General features: G+C 46.5%; 24 protein-coding genes. 18 read left to right on the plus strand and 6 right to left on the minus strand.

The annotated features are described in order from the left end of the window. Positions 1-90 precede the first annotated feature (90 nt). The 7 genes from M1D71_RS10910 (at position 91) to M1D71_RS10940 (ending at position 5,271) form a co-directional block, all read left to right on the plus strand. Positions 91-225 (plus strand): hypothetical protein, encoded by a 135-nt coding sequence (locus M1D71_RS10910; protein WP_256704105.1) that lies wholly within the window; start codon positions 91-93, stop codon positions 223-225. Positions 226-230: 5 nt separating this feature from the next. Beyond that, positions 231-386, plus strand: coding sequence for a hypothetical protein (locus M1D71_RS10915; protein ID WP_458126432.1), 156 nt, complete (start codon positions 231-233; stop codon positions 384-386). 118 nt (positions 387-504) lie between these two features. After that, complete coding sequence (gene argS / locus M1D71_RS10920; RefSeq protein ID WP_458126433.1) at positions 505-2,235, plus strand: arginine--tRNA ligase; 1,731 nt, start codon at positions 505-507, stop codon at positions 2,233-2,235. A 5-nt stretch (positions 2,236-2,240) separates the two neighbouring features. Continuing rightward, on the plus strand, positions 2,241-3,296 hold the full coding sequence (locus M1D71_RS10925) for an ATP-binding cassette domain-containing protein (RefSeq protein WP_458126434.1): 1,056 nt from the start codon (positions 2,241-2,243) through the stop codon (positions 3,294-3,296). Further along, positions 3,293-4,003, plus strand: a complete 711-nt coding sequence (locus tag M1D71_RS10930; RefSeq protein WP_458126435.1) for a hypothetical protein — start codon at positions 3,293-3,295, stop codon at positions 4,001-4,003. Before M1D71_RS10925 ends, M1D71_RS10930 begins: the two co-directional genes overlap by 4 nt. A 99-nt stretch (positions 4,004-4,102) precedes the next feature. Beyond that, positions 4,103-4,648, plus strand: a complete 546-nt coding sequence (locus tag M1D71_RS10935) for a hypothetical protein (protein WP_458126436.1) — start codon at positions 4,103-4,105, stop codon at positions 4,646-4,648. Next, positions 4,645-5,271, plus strand: a complete 627-nt coding sequence (locus M1D71_RS10940; protein ID WP_458126437.1) for a YdcF family protein — start codon at positions 4,645-4,647, stop codon at positions 5,269-5,271. Before M1D71_RS10935 ends, M1D71_RS10940 begins: the two co-directional genes overlap by 4 nt. A gap of 156 nt (positions 5,272-5,427) precedes the next feature. Here M1D71_RS10940 and M1D71_RS10945 read toward each other — a convergent pair whose 3' ends face one another. After that, the gene (locus M1D71_RS10945; protein WP_458126438.1) at positions 5,428-7,518 is read right to left on the minus strand and encodes an ABC transporter ATP-binding protein; all 2,091 of its coding nucleotides are present in this window, start codon (positions 7,516-7,518) and stop codon (positions 5,428-5,430) included. A gap of 12 nt (positions 7,519-7,530) precedes the next feature. Then, positions 7,531-9,276, minus strand: coding sequence for an ABC transporter ATP-binding protein (locus tag M1D71_RS10950; protein ID WP_458126439.1), 1,746 nt, complete (start codon positions 9,274-9,276; stop codon positions 7,531-7,533). Positions 9,277-9,757: 481 nt separating this feature from the next. Between M1D71_RS10950 and M1D71_RS10955 the strand changes: the two genes are divergently transcribed. Then, positions 9,758-10,054, plus strand: coding sequence for a HesB/YadR/YfhF family protein (locus tag M1D71_RS10955; protein WP_017689086.1), 297 nt, complete (start codon positions 9,758-9,760; stop codon positions 10,052-10,054). A gap of 99 nt (positions 10,055-10,153) precedes the next feature. Continuing rightward, positions 10,154-10,603, plus strand: a complete 450-nt coding sequence (locus M1D71_RS10960; RefSeq protein WP_458126440.1) for an NUDIX domain-containing protein — start codon at positions 10,154-10,156, stop codon at positions 10,601-10,603. A 91-nt stretch (positions 10,604-10,694) separates the two neighbouring features. Here the strand turns inward: M1D71_RS10960 and M1D71_RS10965 are convergent, their stop codons facing one another. From M1D71_RS10965 to M1D71_RS10975, 3 genes are all read right to left on the minus strand, one after another. Beyond that, a complete protein-coding gene (locus M1D71_RS10965) occupies positions 10,695-11,207 on the minus strand; it encodes a hypothetical protein (protein WP_036609214.1) in 513 nt (170 codons plus the stop codon). A 193-nt stretch (positions 11,208-11,400) separates the two neighbouring features. Continuing rightward, positions 11,401-11,844 carry a DUF441 domain-containing protein gene (locus tag M1D71_RS10970; RefSeq protein ID WP_036609212.1) on the minus strand — a complete coding sequence of 148 codons (444 nt, stop codon included), beginning with the start codon at positions 11,842-11,844 and terminating at the stop codon, positions 11,401-11,403. A 5-nt stretch (positions 11,845-11,849) separates the two neighbouring features. Beyond that, positions 11,850-12,848 carry a YpdA family putative bacillithiol disulfide reductase gene (locus tag M1D71_RS10975; protein WP_458126441.1) on the minus strand — a complete coding sequence of 333 codons (999 nt, stop codon included), beginning with the start codon at positions 12,846-12,848 and terminating at the stop codon, positions 11,850-11,852. Between the two features lie 178 nt (positions 12,849-13,026). On the opposite strand from M1D71_RS10975, the gene M1D71_RS10980 reads away from it, so the two are divergent. The 8 genes from M1D71_RS10980 (at position 13,027) to M1D71_RS11015 (ending at position 17,370) form a co-directional block, all read left to right on the plus strand. Then, a complete protein-coding gene (locus M1D71_RS10980) occupies positions 13,027-13,620 on the plus strand; it encodes a DUF2087 domain-containing protein (RefSeq protein WP_458127220.1) in 594 nt (197 codons plus the stop codon). Positions 13,621-14,029: 409 nt separating this feature from the next. Then, on the plus strand, positions 14,030-15,145 hold the full coding sequence (gene rsgA, locus M1D71_RS10985) for a ribosome small subunit-dependent GTPase A (RefSeq protein ID WP_458126442.1): 1,116 nt from the start codon (positions 14,030-14,032) through the stop codon (positions 15,143-15,145). A 75-nt stretch (positions 15,146-15,220) separates the two neighbouring features. After that, positions 15,221-15,559 (plus strand): L,D-transpeptidase, encoded by a 339-nt coding sequence (locus M1D71_RS10990; RefSeq protein ID WP_458126443.1) that lies wholly within the window; start codon positions 15,221-15,223, stop codon positions 15,557-15,559. Between the two features lie 151 nt (positions 15,560-15,710). After that, positions 15,711-16,250 carry an N-acetyltransferase family protein gene (locus tag M1D71_RS10995; RefSeq protein WP_458127221.1) on the plus strand — a complete coding sequence of 180 codons (540 nt, stop codon included), beginning with the start codon at positions 15,711-15,713 and terminating at the stop codon, positions 16,248-16,250. Between the two features lie 251 nt (positions 16,251-16,501). Beyond that, positions 16,502-16,693, plus strand: a complete 192-nt coding sequence (locus M1D71_RS11000) for an aldehyde dehydrogenase family protein (RefSeq protein ID WP_458127222.1) — start codon at positions 16,502-16,504, stop codon at positions 16,691-16,693. Continuing rightward, positions 16,609-16,833 carry an aldehyde dehydrogenase family protein gene (locus M1D71_RS11005; protein WP_458126444.1) on the plus strand — a complete coding sequence of 75 codons (225 nt, stop codon included), beginning with the start codon at positions 16,609-16,611 and terminating at the stop codon, positions 16,831-16,833. Before M1D71_RS11000 ends, M1D71_RS11005 begins: the two co-directional genes overlap by 85 nt. Then, on the plus strand, positions 16,826-17,014 hold the full coding sequence (locus tag M1D71_RS11010) for a hypothetical protein (RefSeq protein WP_458126445.1): 189 nt from the start codon (positions 16,826-16,828) through the stop codon (positions 17,012-17,014). The genes M1D71_RS11005 and M1D71_RS11010 overlap by 8 nt, the downstream gene beginning before the upstream one ends. Positions 17,015-17,217: 203 nt before the next feature. After that, positions 17,218-17,370 carry a hypothetical protein gene (locus M1D71_RS11015; RefSeq protein WP_186327703.1) on the plus strand — a complete coding sequence of 51 codons (153 nt, stop codon included), beginning with the start codon at positions 17,218-17,220 and terminating at the stop codon, positions 17,368-17,370. Between the two features lie 118 nt (positions 17,371-17,488). Here M1D71_RS11015 and M1D71_RS11020 read toward each other — a convergent pair whose 3' ends face one another. Next, entirely contained in the window at positions 17,489-17,728 is a 240-nt protein-coding gene (locus M1D71_RS11020; protein ID WP_074094612.1) for a hypothetical protein, read from the minus strand. A gap of 420 nt (positions 17,729-18,148) precedes the next feature. On the opposite strand from M1D71_RS11020, the gene M1D71_RS11025 reads away from it, so the two are divergent. After that, entirely contained in the window at positions 18,149-18,469 is a 321-nt protein-coding gene (locus M1D71_RS11025; protein ID WP_458126446.1) for a hypothetical protein, read from the plus strand. Positions 18,470-18,497 lie beyond the last annotated feature (28 nt).

Consider the following 18,497-nt stretch of genomic DNA (forward strand, 5'->3'; position numbering starts at 1 on the left):
GATAATAATCTGGGTCCCCTAAGGGAAGGTAATGAACACAGACATCTGAGACGATGTGCCTATGTGTTGCCTTTCAGTAGGGGATTTTTAATGCAGGTTGCCAAGTCTGATCGTGGTATGTATAATGATGGCAATGAATTGAAACGAAGAATATCAATGATCGGGAGAGTAGCCAGATCCATACATGACAGCGAGCCGGGAGAGGTGGAAGCCGGTATGACATGACCTGAGTGAAACGCACCCGTGAGATGGTTATCCGAAAAGATGTATGCATCCTTATCGTGGATGAACTATATCTGTCTGAGGGTAATTCGGCTTGCGACCGTTATACGCATCGAGCGGAGCAGATTCTACTGGTATGCATGTTGATGCAGGATCAGGAGTAACTGTTCACTTAGAGTGGTACCGCGGGAACTGTTAAGTCAGCTCTCGTCTCTTATTTAGAGACGAGAGCTTTTTTGTGTTTATTTTCAGCCAATAATGAATGGATAAGGAGTGTTCGACATGTTGATGAAGCAGGCTGTGGCCTATATTGCCCCCTTAACCGGATTGAATGAAGAAGAGGTTCTGAGATTATTGGAAGTTCCACCACAGGCGGAGATGGGGGATGCAGCATTCCCTTGTTTTGCATTGGCGAAGTCATTGAAGAAAGCACCGGCAGTCATTGCTACCGAGCTCGCAACTGGATTGCAGACAGCAGGACTTGAAGCGACTCCCGCCGGGCCGTATGTAAATATCCGTTTCAATCGGGAGGAGCTCGCGCCGAATCTGCTGAAAGAACTGGGGGATGCCGCATTCGGTAAGCTTCAGATTGGCGAAGGCTCACGTGTTGTAATTGATATGTCTTCCCCTAACATCGCAAAACCCTTCGGAATCGGACATTTGCGTTCTACTGTAATCGGTGCAGCACTGTATCGGTTGTATAACGAAGCGGGTTATACCTCTGTAAGTGTGAATCATCTGGGAGACTGGGGAACCCAGTTTGGCAAGCAGATCGCAGCGTATAAACGGTGGGGCAATGATGAAGCGTTGCAGGCAGACCCGATCCGTACGTCACTGGAACTGTATGTGCGCTTCCACGATGAGGCGGAGAACGATCCTTCACTGGAGATTGAGGCACGGGAGTGGTTCCGCAAGCTGGAGCAAGGAGATGATGAAGCACAGCGGTTATGGGCGTTCTTTGTGGAAGTGAGCATGAAGGAATTCAACCGGATGTATGAACGACTGAACGTACAATTTGACCATACGCTGGGAGAAAGCTTTTACAATGACAAGATGGGCTCGGTGGTCGAAGAACTCAAGGCGAAAGGTTTACTTGAAGAGAGTGATGGAGCACTCGTAGTACGTCTGGAAGATGAGAACATGCCCCCGTGTCTGATTATCAAAAAAGACGGCACAACGATCTACCCTACCCGGGATTTGGCTACAGCGGTTTATCGTCATGAGGTGATGAAGGCAGATCGGTTGTTATACGTGGTCGGAGGCGAGCAGAAGCTTCATTTCCGTCAGGTATTTGCGGTCTTAGCCCGGATGGGGCATGAATGGTCTGCAAATTCTGAACATATCTCGTTTGGATTAATGCGTTTCGAGGGACGGAAAATGTCTACGCGTCGCGGCAAAGTCGTCTTTTTGCAGGAAGTATTGGATGAGGCAGTCGCTCGTGCACTGCAAATTATTCAGGAGAAAAACCCGAATCTGGAGAACCCTCAGAAGGTGGCTGAGGCGGTCGGTGTAGGTGCCATTATCTTCGGTGATCTGCGTAATAATCGGCTAAACGATGTAGACTTCTCCCTGGAGGATGCGGTGAGTTTTGAGGGGGAGACCGGACCTTATGTGCAATATACCCATGCCCGGATTCAAAGTGTGCTTGCCAAGGCAGAAGAGGCGATACGTGTGGAAAATGAACACCAATTACCTCAATCCAGCCTTGCGGAAGGTGAGAATGACACAGTAACCACTCCATCCCGTATCGGAGATACCTCATGGGCATTGCTGAAACTGCTCGGTGATTATCCCGAGTACTTGGAAAAAGCAATTCATCGGAATGAGCCTTCGGTCATTGCCAAATATACGATTGATGTGGCTCAAGCGTTCAACCGCTTCTATCACGCCGAACGGATTGCGGATGCACCCTCTGATGTAAGATCCTTCAGAGTTGCATTGGCCTCACGTACTGCCGAACGCCTAGCGTACAGTTTACATTTGCTAGGTGTGCAAGCTCCAGAACGGATGTGATTCCAGTGATATGGAGTACACGAGGACTTTTCAAGAAATCCGATCAAGCTGTACCAGACTCATCAGAACGAGGTTTGTTGCTTCAACAAGTGAGCAAAAGACTAGGTAATGCTCAAGTACTTGATCATATTAATCTGGAAGTGAAGCAGGGAGAATGTGCTGTGCTTGTTGGCAGAAATGGTTCTGGCAAAAGCACACTCTTACGTATAATGGCGGGTATTTTGTTACCTGATACAGGGTCAATTCAGTGCACAATGCGGGGTTCTGAGAGGTATGCAGTAGATGGGCTGCCACGTTTACCTTTCACCTCAAGAGAGTACTTGTGGGACATGGGACGGATTCGGGGCATTCGCCCCGAAATACTGCGTGGGCGGATTAAAGAACTTAGTGAACTTTTATATCTGGATACTGCGATCGATCAGAAGTTACCCTTATTATCGAAGGGCACCCTTCAAAAAGTAAATTTGATTCAAGCTCTATTACCTGGGCCGGGTGGTCTTTTGCTGCTGGATGAACCGTTGTCAGGCTTGGATATTCCAGCTCAAGAGGCGATAGTATCCTTATTGGGGCAATGGAAGGTTGAAGGGACATCTATCGTTACAGCTTGCCATGAACCATTGCTAATTGAACGTTTGGCAGAACAGGTGATTGTGCTAAAAAAAGGTAGCATGCTTCGATGCTGGAGTCGAGAGGATTTATTACAAGTTGGCGAACCCGTTGTACATATCCAAAGTCTGACGGAAGCTGGGAAGGATCTCGCTAACGATCCATCCATTTTACAACAACCGGGAGTGCTGTCTTTAGTTCGTAATACGAGCTCCGGGAACTCAAAATCTTGGTTATGGGATTGGAAAGTAGTTCAACAATTAGCAGATGATGTCCTCAGAATGATTCTGGCATCAGGCGGTTCAGTTGTGTCTGTACAACAGGAGGAAAGTCAATTACATATGGAAAGTTTGCTGGAAGGACGACATCCAGCTGCACATTCGAGTCATGGAGGCGTCACAGAATCTGTGGGCCTCGGCTCTTCCGTGGACGATAGGGGGAGAAAGGTTCAATGATGCATCTAACCCGATATTTGTTAAGACATCACATTCGATCACAGAAATATTTTGCACCGGTTATCTTTTATATCATCACTATGCTGTTGATCTATTCATACAAACCTAACCCTATTGCGGACAGTTACAGTGTCACGGCCATGCTGTTATTTCTGGCAGCTGCTTGGCTCGGAGTAATGGTGATGAATACCGAACCTGCAAAGCAGTATCAATTACTCATCCTTCATGCAGGAAGCAGGCGTAAGGTTGTAACGGGCCAATTGATCTGTGCCTTGATAATGCAATTCATGCTTACCGCAATTACTGTACTGTATCCCGTGTTCGCGGGGATGTTCGATAGACAGCCCACAGGCGAAGAGTGGATGATGGCTTGGTGCGGACATCTGGGGCTATCCCTGCTGGGATTGGGCATTAGTGTGTTCTTTCAAAAATCCTACATCCCCTTGCTTAGTCGCAGTATGCCGGCCCTCATTATTGTATTATTACTATCGTTTGTCCAAGGTTCCTTAAGTGAACGTCTGCCTGAATCGTTACAATGGCTTGGCCGAATTCTGCCACCTGCCTTTTATGTGGTTCGTGAGATGATGTTATTTGAAGATTCGAAGATGGACTCCTTTATCACGGTTATGTTGTGGACTGTGCTCTATGCATTGGGATTATTAATCATCCATGTATGGCTGTCCGGAAGAAGAGATCTACGGAGTTAGAAGCCGCGCTTCCCGATAACTTGAATGTTACTCTTGGTTTGGTTAGGATAGAGGGACATGAATGGATAACATTGTACGGTTGAAAGGGGGCGCTCGCATATGCAAAATACAAACATCCAGAATGGTGACATGCTGGACAGCGAACACTCCAGGGAATTGTTTGCCTATTACGGATTGGCAGTGTACTACGGGCAGGCGCTTGAACAGCAGCTGGTCAATCTGATTTTATTAATGAAATTGTCTCAGGGTAAGGCTGTGTCTGAAGAGGATCTGGAAGATCTGTACGAACGAAAAATGAGCAGTTCACTAGGGCAACTCATTCACGAAGTGCGCCATCATTTTACATTCTCCGAGGAAGAAACTCTTCAATTGAATGAATTGTGGCAGCAACGTAATCGTATCGTACATCATTACTTCAAGGAACGAATCCATGATACATTCAGTCCGGAAGGACGATCACGCATGATTAAGGAATTGGAGGACTTCAAAGACCGTGCACAGGAGCTGGAGATCAGTCTTCAGCAATATACGGGTGCCTGGATTGCAGAGCTTGGTTTGGATGCTGAATCGGCAGCAGCCCTGCAAACGCTGGAGCGTATGCATGCCGAGAGCATGCAAGCAAGGGCTTTGGAAGAGGACGAATGAGAAGTCAACGCAAAACGAAACGCTGGATTATAATTACGGCTCTGGCCGTAGTAATGGTAGGGATCCTATGGACTGTGGTTACGGCAGTGCGTATATCAGCCTATACAAATGAGGACTCATCCAGGATATCGGATGCAGCGATCATTCTGGGTGCAGCTGTGGCGGGGGATAACCCTTCACCTGTATTTCGCGAACGTATTGAACATGCGATTGAATTATACCGTCAGGGTACCGTTCGTAATCTGCTTTTTACAGGTGGGTCAGGTGATGATGGAAAACATACGGAGGCTGAAGTTGGTCGGAAGTACGCCATTGCACATGGAGTAGATGCAGCTGATATTCGCATAGAGACCGAATCCAGAATTACCGAGGAGAATCTGGTCTATTCGATTCTAATCGGTGAACAGGCCGGTTATGAAACGTATACGATTGTGAGTGACCCTTTACATATGAAACGGGCCATGAAGCTGGCTGCCGGACTGGGTATGGATGCTGTACCCTCTCCGACACGAACTACAGCGTATCGAACCTGGCGCAGCAAGTTTCCTTTTCTCGCAAGAGAGACCGTGATGTACATGGGATATACGATCAAAGGATGGATAGACAATCCGCAGCAGCCGTGAGGTTGCGGGTATCGGAACCTCGCTCCAGATGAAGACACAAAAAAACGATCTACACCGCAAACCCCTAAGGTAGCCATGTAGATCGTTTTCTCGTGTTGCCTGTTGAGCGCACATCATTTCTGATGAGTTAGTTAAAGAGCTTTCTGTTTTACTCTGTTATGCATTTCCTCCGGCAAAGGAGGTTGAGGTTCCAATGGTCTCGCCTGATGGACGTTCAATATTTGCACCCGCTGCTGCTTGTGCACCTTGCTGAAGCTGATACATCTTATAATAACGCCCTTTAAGCTCCATCAGTTCATCATGTGCACCCTGCTCAACAATACGCCCGCGATGCAGAACCAGAATCTGATCTGCCGAACGAATGGTGGAGAGACGGTGAGCAATGATGAAGGTGGTACGTCCTTTTTTGAGGACTTCGAGTGCGTTCTGAATTAAAGCTTCCGTTTCCGTGTCAATATTGGCGGTCGCTTCATCCAGAATGAGGATGGCCGGATCGAATGCCAGCGCCCGAGCGAAGGAGATCAATTGACGTTGTCCAGCAGACAATGTACTTCCTTTTTCGATGACAGGTTCGTCAAAGCCTTGAGGGAGATGAGCCAGTATACGTTCGGCTCCTACATCCCGAAGCGCCTGTTCAATACGTTCACGGGAGATCTTCTCGTCACCGAGACTGACGTTGGAAGCGATGGTACCTGTGAACAGATACGGGTCTTGCAGTACAATCCCCATATGCTCCCGAATCCACTGTTTGGGCAGATCCTTGACGTTCTGGCCGTCAATCGTGATCTTGCCTTTTTGCGGATCATAGAACCGGAATAGCAGATTGATGATCGAGCTTTTACCCGAACCGGTATGACCGACCAGAGCGACCGTCTGACCTTGGGATGCTTTGAACGAGATATTATTGAGTACGAAGTCCTTTTTATAAGCAAAGGATACATCGTCAAATACGACATTTCCCTTGTATCTTGGCATGGAGCCATCGGTTACGGCTTCTCCCTTTTCATCCATCAGCTCAAAGACACGACCAGCCGACACGAGGGAGGAGTCCAGGTTGGCGAGCTGATTCACCATGCCGGTAATCGGCTGGAACAAGCGGCCCAGAACATCGACGAAGGCATATAGAACACCCAGGGAAATAATACTTGTGCCATCCAGCACGCTTGAACCGAAGTACCACAGGACAACCGCAAAGGCAATATTCCGTAATACGTTAACCAGGTTGTGTGAGGTGAAGGCATTCAGATTTAGCATTTTGTTCTGATGTTTCATATAGTCATCATTCAGATCTTCGAATTCCTGCTTGGTTTGTTTCTGATGGCGGAAAACGCGGATAATAGACATTCCTTGAATGGACTCGTTAATGATTGCATTGATCTCACTCAGCCTTGACCGAATGATCGTGTTGTAGCGAGTAGCGAATTTGCGATAGAGTACAATCCACGCAATGAGCATCGGCACGACGAATAATGAGATCAGGCCCAGGCGAACATCGAGCAGGAAGAGTGCGACATAGACACCCATAATCGTGATGATACCTGAGAAAAAGTTCGAGAGAACGGCAACGAACAGATCCTTGACGGCTTCTGTGTCGTTCGTGACCCGAGATACAACTTTACCTGCGGGCAGATTATCAAAAAAATGTACCGGCAGTCGCTGAATATGGGCATACACATCGTTGCGCAGTCTTTGAATGACCTTGTTGGCCGAGGACTGCAGCCAGTATGTTTTACCGAACTCCATAATGACCGAGATCACAAGGAAGATCATGTAATACACAATTAATTGATAGATGCTGGGCATCTCCGGTTTGTAAAAAGCAAACAGTTCACCAGCGGACAGGGGTGCTGCCGCATATTGGCCTGTCACTTCGCTTGCACGTGTCACCGTAAGGGTTCCATCCGCATAGACGCGGTCCCCATCAGGTGCGCTTACCGGTTCGTTTACAAAATAAAAGCTTCTACCTGCTTGTAATACCCGCACTTCGGGACCTTTGTTTTCATCGGGTTCGAACAAGCCTTCGCGTTTGTAGTTCTTGCCGTTGTAAACTGCGGCTTCATCCGAAGCAGTCGTCTCATAGAAAGGCTGCTCAATCGCGAGCAAATGATTGTCGATCATGGATTTGGCGATGAACGGCCCGGCGAGCTCTGCTGCAACACCAATGGTAAGCATAATTAATGCAGCTATAAATGTTCCTTTGGCTTTCAAGGCGTAATCAAGCAGCCTTTTGCCTGTATTAGACTTCAATGAATTGACCTCCTACGTGGACAGATTGGACTCGACCTGTTGCCGTTCATACTGTTCACGGTACCAGCCGTTCATGGCTAACAGTTCCTGGTGAGTGCCTTCTTCCGTAATTTTCCCGTGCTCCAGTACGATGATTCGATCAGCGTGTTCGATAGCAGACAGGCGATGAGTCGAGATCAGTGTGGTTTTGCCCGAGCGTTTGTTGCGAATATTTTCAATAATTTTGGCTTCCGTGCGTGCATCGACCGCAGACAAGGCATCATCAAGGATCAGAATATCAGGACTTGCGATAAAGGCACGTGCCAGCGATACCCGCTGTTTCTGTCCACCAGACAGAGAGATTCCTTTTTCACCGACAAGTGTATCCAGTCCATCGGACAAAGTCCCCAGATCTCCGTCAAAAGCAGCTGTACGAATGGCTTCCATAATGACTTCATCACTGGCACCAGGTTTACCGAATTGAATGTTCTGACGAACCGATTTGGAGAACAGGACTTGTTCCTGTGGTACATAACCGATCCAGCTGTGCAAGTCATCTTTGGCGATATCCTGAATCGGATGACCCGAGATGCTTAATGTACCCGATCCCGCAGGGTATTCGTGAAGTAATTGTTTGAGCAAAGTGGACTTGCCGCTACCCGTACGACCTACGATACCCAATGTTTGACCACGTCGCAGCGAAAAGCTGATATGACTGAGATTGTCGACAGTGGAACTGGGATAACGGAAGGTAACATCCTGCATCACAATTTCATCCGGATTCGTAACATGAGCAGGTTGATCAACATCTTGTACAGCAGGTTTTACGGATAAAGTCTCATTGACCCGGTCAAGTGAGGCGCTACCACGCTGCATCAGGTTAATCAATTCGCCGATGGCGAACATGGGCCAGATCATCATCCCCAGGTACATATTGAACGATACGAGATCCCCCAGGGTAATTTCATTATGAAATACAAGATATATGCCGTAGGCAAGTGCAATCACATAACTGAGTCCAACGAAGAGTCGGATTGTGGGTTCGAACAGGGCATCCATTCTGGCAACGGCCAGGTTTTTGCGATACACATCTTCAGTCACATCGGCAAACCGTTTCTCGTCCAGACGCTCCTGGACATAGGCACGCACGACACGGATACCGGCAATGGATTCCAGCACCTGGTCATTCATATCTCCGAAAGCATCTTGTGCCAGGGTGTAACGTTGATGTACAGCTTTACCATAGATCATCATGGCAATGGCGATAAAAGGTAAAGGCAGGATTGCTGCCAGGGTCAGTTTCCAGCTGACCAGAAAACCCATGGCGAACAATACGGTAGCCAGAAAGGCCGTAGAGTCTGTTAAGGTTAGCATGCCGAAGCCTGCTGTTGTGGCAATGGAACGAAGATCATTGGTGGCCCGAGCCATCAGATCACCGGTTCTGTTTTTCTCGAAAAAGGGAGGAGTCATTCGTAACAAGTGGTCCATGAAGCGTGAACGAAGCAGCCGCTCTACCAGATTGGCACCACCGAATAGTTTGTGCATCCAAACGTATGTAACCAGATAGATAATGATGACGGTTCCCAGAATAAGCAAAATGTAACGGGTGAGTGAGGCCCCTGTAATCGAACCACGCACGATCTCGTCGATGGCATTGCCAAGAAGACGGGGAGGCAGCAGTTCGGCAACGCCCACCAGAATAAGCAAAATGACACCAGTCAGGTATCGTTTGCGTTCCAGCCGGAAGAACCAGGCCAGGTTTTTAAGTACAGAGAACAAGTGTAATCCCTTCCTTTCAATGTCCGTGAAATACAGATTCCGTCCATGTATGCCGAAATATACCCACAAAAAAAGACATACCGCACGCAGGCGGTATGTCTTGATATAATCATACGCAGCATGGCTCTAAGAGCAGAGCCGCCACCATATAGTTTCATTGTGAGTAAACATAACAGAGTTTCTCAGTAAAGAGACTCCTGTGATGCCGACTTATGAACGGAATAATGATTTCGGGTGTGCTCCGGTATTTAATTGTGTGCTGAATTGACCAATCATATGTTTGTTAAACACCGTAATCACCCTTTCTTTTTTGGAAATAAATACAATGTAGACCTCGTATGTTTGCATCTTAACACCGGCTTTTACAATCTGTCAAACATTTTTCACAACTTAATTTGCGTTTATGTAGTCACTCGGGTTTGTATTCAAGTCTTTGTAGAGATATGATGGAACATATATATACAGAAGGAGCTGACACCAAATGAGTACCATACATGTATCCGATCAAGCTGCTCGCTGGTACAAGGAAGAACTGAATTTGAACGAGGGAGACAGCATCCGATTTTTTGCCCGTTATAGCTCTGGCGGAGGTCTTCATCCTGGATTTTCGCTCGGCATTGCTGTGGAGAAACCAAGACACCCTGCGGATCAAACCGAAGTGTCGGGTATCCAATTCTTTATGGAAGATCATGATTACTGGTATCTGAAAGGGCACCAACTGCATGTGGATATCGTTGATGAAGGTCAGGATATCGAGTATCGTTATACCGAAATCTAGGGCGATTTTGAGACATGCCCTAATTCTTGAAGTATTCTGCAAGGCAATAGATGTGTCACAGGTCGCCACCGGCTTCCAAATAGGAGGAGGGGATAAGCAGTGAATCTGCCAGCCCGAGATTTGGCCCAGTATATCGCAAAACGCTCTCATATTGTTGTAAAGGCGGCTGTACGGGCTGAGAACGAACAAGGTGAATTGCTGCTGATTCAGCATGCTGGGCATGGTCATTGGCGGATGCCAAACGGTGAGATGCGCCCGGGTGAGGCCATTGAGGATGCCGCACACCGGGAGCTATGGGAAGAAACAGGTTGGACAACCGATACCATGACACTCGAAGGGTTGTATTCAGGACCTGATCTTCGGTATCTGCATTCAAGCGGAGATGAAGAGTATTATGTGATTGCCCTGTTTCGGACCGTAATCATTCAGGATGACCTTGTGGAAACACGTGTAAATAGTGATGCAGGTCTGAAGTTCTTTGCTCTGGAATCATTACCACCTCTGAATCAGATTAGCCGAATCCTGTTAGCCAGTGATATCGCAGAATAATTAAGCATGCGCAAAAATGACCTCGTCATCCACGATAAAGTGGGTGACGAGGTCATTTTTTTTAATCTGACTCACGTATTCAGTGCATTATTTATACCTGATCGAGAGGTTCATCATCCATCGCAAAATCAAAATCATCAATATCGAATACCTGTACAGGTGATTCCGATTCAATAATACGTGCGATCAGTTCAACCTGGTCGGTGAGAATCGGAATACTGAGACGCTGAGATGTCAGGAGCAGTTCGGTCTCAATGGGATCGAAATATTCCCCGTACTGTGCCGTATCTATGGCATTGATAATGGCAATGGATACTTGATCACCAAATAGAATGGAGGGGCTTTTTGCCCATGGAACAAGCAACGCACGCTCTATTTTTTTCTTATTCAAGGGTTCCTCGAAATAAGAAATCATTTCATTGATTTTGGATTTCACATGCTGGTCGTCTGCCGGGTTATCCATCATAGGATCAGGACTGGTCTGAAATTCATATAGCTCAAGGATGGTGGTATAAGGAACAATATATTCTACAGGCGCGGGCGGCGCGAGCAATTGACCGTAAATGGCCACCATCACGGCTTCTGTAATAAACTGACGTGACATGGTTCCTGAATCCTCCTGCGCCATTAATAGTTGCAAAGTGAATCTATACGTTTATGCAACAGCATAACCACAATATGGATTATTCTGCTGTAGACTCGTGTACATGATTTGCATGAATAGAAGTATATCACACAACGGTGGGAAATACAGCCAATCTGCAGACCATGTCAGGTTACAACGATCATAACCTGTATCAGGATTTCCCCAGTAGCAACGACAATATTCCCGCCGCAATCAATGGCCCCACAGGCACACCTTTGAACAGGGCAACGCCAAGGACTGTTCCGATCAGGAGCCCTGCAACGACAGTTGGTTGTGTTCCCATCAACGTAGCGCCTCGTCCACCGAGATAAGCTACCAGTAATCCTACACCAATGGCGAGCAGTGATTTCCAGTGCAGGAAAGACTCCCCGATCGTCTGCAGACTCATTTTGCCACTGGCAAGTGGTGCCATTACGCCAATAGTCAGAATGATGATACCCAGTGTGAGTCCGTATTTTTCAAGCCATGGAAAAGCCTGATTCAGGTTCAGGACCCGTAACAACAACAGAAATACCATCGCTACGGTAACAGGAGTGTTGCTGCTAATAATCCCAAGGGCTGCAAACACGAGCAACAGCAGGGAAGTCATGTCCATGGTTTTCATTTCCCTTCAGTCTGACCGCGTTGTTTGCTAACGATATGTTCAGCAATGTACCGTCCATGCCAGCGCCCGGATTCAATAAAGACTTCATTGGCATTACGCCCCGAAGCGATCACTCCACCCACATATACACCAGGTACGCTACTTTCCATCGTTTGTGCGTCATATAGAGGTTTATCCATATCATCAGACATCTCCACACCTACCGATGTGAGTAGTTGACGATCTGGACGGAAACCGGTCATTGCCAGTACAAAGTCATTCTCCAATTCACTAGTGGAGCCATCCGTGTGTATCAGACGAATCGAATCATCCAATATTTCATTCACGCGTGATTCCAGATGCAATGTGATACGGCCTTTCGTCACCAAGCTCTCAAATAGCGGACGTACCCATGGTTTAATATGCTGGGACAGACCACTGCCGCGATAAACCATATCGATATGCGCTCCGACACGAACCAGTTCCATGGCCGCATCCACGGCTGAGTTGCTTCCCCCAATAATGGCGACACGTGTACGGGTATAAGGGTGGGCTTCCCGGAAGTAGTGGGTGACTTTATCTTTGTCTTCCCCGGGGATACCCAGATAGTTAGGATGGTCAAAATAACCGGTAGCAACAACGACATTGCGTCCAACATGTACGATGGCCTCCCCGCGTCGATTGAGCGTATGTACCTCAAACGTGCCATCATCCTTGCGTTTGATCTCACGGGCTTCCTCATAGTTATGAACACGCAGGCCAAAATGTTCGGCTACCCTGCGATAATAGGCGAGTGCTTCATAACGAAACGGTTTATCATTAGGTGTGCTGAACGGAACGTTTCCGATCTCAAGCAGCTCGGCTGTACTGAAAAACTGCATATGGGTTGGATACAGATAAATAGATTGGACGATATTGTATTTCTCAACAATCACAGCGGACAGTCCCAACCGCTCGCATTCAATGGCAGCAGACAGACCGCATGGGCCTCCGCCGATAATAATGACATCTTCCATGTTCTTAATCCTCCTTATTTCAAGCAATATAATCCTACCGTAAAAAACGGACCAATGCCAGTTCAAGCGTGAGTTTAACTCAGGCAGACAGACTTGACCTCATTGGAGTTGACTTAGTAAGAAGAAAAGATTAGTATCAAATTAGATGAATATCTAATTGAAAGCGAGATGAACGATGATGCAGCTGGAGAAAATAGTGGCTTATCATAAAGCGTTGGCTGACCCAACCCGGCTTCGCATGCTGCTGCTGTTGGCACAGGGTGAACTGCACGGGCAGGCACTTGCCGAGCGGCTCAATCTGTCACAGCCAACCGTTACACATCATGCATCCAAGCTTAGAGAGGCAGCGCTGATCAAGGAAAGACGGGAGAAGAATACCGTGTATTTCACACTTAATCCTTCGTTTATCCACGAAAATGCACAGGCTTCGGTTGATTTTATCTTTAAGCGAGAGGAGATTACGGATATGAGTGATGTGAACGAAACGTTGAAAGCGTCGGTCATGAGAAATTTTTTCTCCAAAGATGGACGATTGCGTCAGATTCCGGCTCAATACAAGAAAAAACTGATTGTACTTGGTCATCTGGTGGAGCAGCTTGAATTCGGTCGGAAGTACACGGAGAAAGAGATTAATACATTTATACAACAGTATCATGAGGATTTTGCGACCATTCGGCGGGAATTTATCATGCATCAGTTCATGTACCGGGAAGAGGAAATCTATGAACTGAATCCGAAGGAGATGTGGACACGCTGGGATCAGGTCAAATAGATCGGACTAGTAAAAATATATTTGGGCTTGACAACAGCAAAGTACACTGTGTAACATAATGGATAATTCTACAAGGGAGGCGATTGTTTATGACAAACTTAAATGCTGTATACGTTAATTTGAATATGAACAGCGTCTCCGGAACGGATCAAAGCATGTAATTTACGTTAGGTGGATAGTAGTATCCATTAGTAACGTAAAGTATCGCATGCTCAGATGAAGCCACGGGTGACGGACCCGTGGCTTTTTTGTCTGCAATAAAGGGTGTCCCTCGAATTGAATGTAGCGGTTGATCAAGTGTTCTATCCGTTATATCTACAACAGGGCAGTCTTTCATTCGGATAACTACGTATTGCCACGGGTGTGTTTATACTCGTGGTTTTTTGTTTTGATCTGGAACCGGAGACGAATGTTCAATCGGCTTGAACGAAGTAATTTGGGAGGAATTTTTATTTTAGATAACCCTATTGAGAAGTACGGCTGGTCTGCCAAGTGGCAGGAACTATGGCAAGAGACAGGGATGAAAGAGCAGGAGAGAAAGCCAGCCAGAATTATCGCAGACCATGGACATCTGCAACGTTTGATTACAGAAGAGGGCGAGTGCTGGGGACGAATTTCGGGCCGAATGCGTCATGATAGTCTGGAGACCAACTTGGTGCCAGCGGTTGGAGATTGGGTGGCGATTACGGGGCAGGCAGGCGAAGAAGCAATTATTCACAATCTGGTGCCACGCCAGAGCCGGGTATCGAGACAGGCCGCTGGTTCGGTGACCAAGGAACAATTAATCGCCGCAAACGTTGATACATTGCTGATTGTTGCCGCACTTAATCATGACTTCAATCTTCGACGGCTCGAAAGATATGTGATGATGGCTTGGAATGGTGGCGTTAGACCGGTCATTGTTCTGAGCAAAAGTGATCTGTGCCCGAATGTGGAAGAGCAGATCCGAAGTGTAGAGGGAATTGCTCCAAGCGTCGAAGTGCTGGCGATATCCGCTGTGGAGGACCAAGGTAAGTCTCTACTTGAAAGATATCTACAGCCAGGGTTGACTGTTGCGCTGACGGGTTCTTCTGGTAGCGGTAAGTCTACGCTTGTGAACTGGATGATGGGCGAGGATGTACAACTTACCCAATCCGTCCGTGAGGGAGACAGTCGTGGAAGACATACCACAACACATCGGGAGATGTTTGTACTTCCACAGGGAGCGGTATTGATCGATACTCCGGGAATGCGTGAGCTTAACCTTTGGGATGAAGGCAATGACGGACTTTCGCATGCGTTTGGAGAAATTGAAGAGCTCGCTGCCACATGCAGATTTCTGGATTGCACTCATACACGGGAAGCTGGATGTGCAGTGAAAGAGGCTATCCAGGATGGTTCATTGGATGAAAAAAGGCTGAGCAATTATTTGAAAATGCAAAAGGAATTGCAATATCAACAACGTAAAGAAGAGGTGGCAACCAGAAGGCGCACGCCTCCAGCAAACCGGCCAGTAGTCGTAAACCCAAGCACTCCCGTAGTGTGAAAGAGTGGGAAGAAGTCTGAAATCAGTGAGCATCATCCTTTAGCTTGCATAAGATAGGTCAGGAGGGATGTCATTATGCCAGATTACAGGATCATTGTGGACCTATCCGACCACATGTTATATCTTCTGGATGGCAACCAGGTGATTAAGGGCTATCCAGCGGCAACCGGCAAGATGCTCACGCAGACTCCGAGCGGGGAGTTCACTATTATTAACAAGCAATCCAATCCAGGAGGGCCATTTGGGGTCTTTTGGATGGGGCTATCTGAACCCCATTATGGCATACACGGAACCAATGAGCCTTGGTCCATTGGCAAATCCGTCTCCCATGGTTGTATACGCATGTACAACTCGGATGTACTGGACCTGTCTTCCAAGGTTTCTGTAGGCACGAGAGTAACGATCCGGCCGTAGGGCCGGATTTTACTTTTTAAGAGGTTAAGCGTAGCCAGTAACCAAAAAAGTTCTCACAGCCAGGATTGAAGTGGATGAATTTGGAATCATAAAAAAAGGACATATAATATGGTAAAGCTACGGCAGTTACGAGAGAAAGCGAGTGATAGCCATGCAGATCAGGCAGGCGCGTGAAGGGGATGCGCAGGGAATAGCCCATGTACATACAGAGAGTTGGAAAACAACGTACCGTGGAATTGTACCCGACGATTTTTTGGATCATTTGACTACAGAATCAAGATTGTCCCAATGGGAAAAGACGATTCGCTCTGGCGAAAAGGATCAGATCCTGGTAGTAGCAGAACAGCGTGATGGGAACATTGTCGGATTTGCCTGTGGGGGTAAGGAGCGTGGAGGCAAATTATCTTATGATGGAGAGTTGTACGCCATATATTTAATGAAGGAAGTACAACAAATGGGGATAGGTCAACAACTGACTACACATGTCGTTAATCATCTGCGAACCCATAATATGAAAAGGTTGATCATATGGGCTTTGGAGCGTAATTCAGCGTGCCGCTTCTATGAAAAAATGGGAGGGACTCCGGTCCATACACAGTCCATCCGCATCGGGAGTCAAGATTTGATTGAAGTTGGCTACGGATGGGAAGACTTGAGCCTCTTTGGAGAGAAGAGCTTGCCTGAAAAATGAAGGGCGTGTAGGGAGCGACGGAATTGGTGCATTGTATTGTTTCCTTAAGTTCAAGGAATGGAAGAGTTAATTCAGGTCTGCACGTTTGCGTAATTCTGAACAAGGTTAATGATGTATTACACCGTTTTGCAGGTGTGTCATTCAATCTTGATCAGGAGGCGTATCCAGATGACTTAATGGACACCGAACATACAACATGGACGAAACAATATATTAATGGGCAATGGGTAGAGGGCTCCGGGGAGAAAACAATGGAGAATATCAACCCTTATACGGGAGAAGTTATTGCCAGATGGCGCTCTTCCAATAAGAAAGACATAGATAACGCTTATGAATCAGCTCAGGAAAATTCGATTGAATGGGCAAAGTCTCTACTGTACTTGCGGATGTCAAACCTGAACAAGATATTGTGCAGCAGGAATTGTTTGGTCCAGTGGCTGTGATCATGAAAGCAAGTGATGAGCAGGAAGCTGTGCGTCTGATACCCCGTATGGACCCAGTGGTTCGGTATTCACCAAAGATCTCAATATCGAGGATATCAGGTCGCCCAGCGTATCGAATCCGGCATGGTGCATGTGAATGATCAGTCCGTGAACGATGAAGCGCATGTGATGTTTGGCGGTGAGAAAGCTTCGGCGGAGATTGGGCGATTGAGAAGTTCACACGTACTCGCTGGATCAGCATTCAGCACCAATATCGAGACTATCCGGGAGTACATTAAGTCGAAAAAAGTTGAATTAGCAGGGTCAATTGTGGAGGGTTAGAACGGGTCACCTAAAGATCGACAAATCATGCGAAATTCCGTCTCCAGCTTGAAGGGACAGGCTTTTTGCACGATTTTACACCTCAGAAAAATACTGCATAGCCTAAGGGAGAAAAAGCTGTTTGGGGCTGTCTTTATCTGGTTATTTATGGATACACGGAAGAACCGATCCGTAAATCCAATGGAAAAGGGGCCCAGAAATTCATGTCCATTGACCGCTTTATTCTGAGGAAGCTGGATACCTGTCAGGAAGAACATACACGTGCCAATTTGGTTCGGTTGTTTGTCATTCGTATTCGTAAAGCCGAGATTGCGGAAGAACATGATGCCACCTATGTCCTAAGCAAACTGCATTAAATGATGACTAATATAAATCCCAATCTGCGGTTAGCGTGTATACACAAAAAAGGAAGCTTGTCTTTAGCGACAGCTTCCTTTTTCATGTCTTATAATGAACGTAACTTGATGAACTCCTTTAATATAACGATAAAGCAAGGGAGTCATTTTCACTTCGACTGTGGAGAATAGCTTCTCCGTTAACAATCTCAATACTAATCAAAGAATGCAGACATTTTTGAATGGCGCGTTTACCGTTGCTAATTTTATGCTCAAGAGCACTGCTAAGCAATCTTAATGTCTTCTGCATAGGTTGTTTGTTTTCTTGATTAAAATATACAGGGATTGATTTGTTTTGAAAGGTTATTAGGGTTCTCACTTGAAATCACCTCACGGGAGTTATTTCATACAGGTAATACTAAATTCCAATGCTTAAAATTACCTTAAAATCAGCTTATGAAAACATAAAGGTGGTTAATGTTTGAAAAATGTTCACAATTAGATTGTGGGCGAAGCAATAAAAGTCCTGAAAAACTGAACTTATTTCCCATTTAAATGGAACAAAATCGAAAAGTTTCGCATCCTCGCAATATTTAAATGCATAACTGCCACGAAAGTTCTGAGTCGAATGTACGATATTTTAATATATACGTGGGTCATATGTAACGAAATTACAGGAGGTACATTGCAAACAGGGTGTTTATGTAAGAAAATAGGGTTGGTATAACGATTCATTCTCTTTTTTTGATTTAATCTGACATTAGGACAATTTACATATGAGACCATGGGAGGGATTCGGATGATTCTTACCGTGTATTCTGGCCGCGAGGAAGGCGAATGGTTCGATATCGAGGTCCCGGACGAGTGTACCATTGAACATTTGAAAACATTACTCGGCGTTCGTATTTTTGGACAGGCACCGGGAGACGGCGTTCAGTATATCCTTGAGGCCAAGTTCCCGGAAGGTCTGTGGTTCTCTCCACAGAACGCGCAGCAGTTAATGGAAACCGGGTTGCGGCAAGGCAGTTGCGTACGTGTCCAGCGGGCATTTTCAACGACTTCAGAAGAAGCGCCTGTATATGGAAGACGTTCATTGTTTCAGCAGGACAGCAACAAATAGGGCTTTTGAACGTATACATTCTATTGAA

This window comes from Paenibacillus sp. Z3-2 (assembly GCF_054161325.1).